Annotated in this window: 1 protein-coding gene; it reads right to left on the bottom strand. The window is 62.2% G+C overall.

Annotated elements, in window-relative coordinates:
* On the bottom strand, window positions 1-251 hold a 251-nt coding region (locus tag SB754_RS21815; protein WP_410784401.1), incomplete at both ends, for an FAD-binding protein.

Raw genomic sequence — 251 nt, 5'->3', positions numbered from 1 at the left:
ATCGTGGCCACCCCGCGTGATCGTGCCGAGCGTGCCCAGTGAGTCGAACCCGGGAAAGTTGGGTACGGGCAATCGTTTTCCGGTCGCGTCAAGCCATAGCGAGGACGGACCGGGAATGATCCGGATCGCATGATCGGGCCAGATCGGGTCCCAGTTCTGGATCCCTTCGGTGTAGTGCCACATTCGGTCGCGGTTGACCACATTGCCGCCCGCGTCTTCAGTGATCTGCAACATCCGGCCATCCACGTGCG

It is taken from the genome of Leifsonia sp. SIMBA_070 (assembly GCF_046534635.1).
Taxonomy (GTDB): Bacteria; Actinomycetota; Actinomycetes; order Actinomycetales; family Microbacteriaceae; genus Leifsonia.
This window is presented reverse-complemented; position numbering and strand designations above follow the sequence as displayed.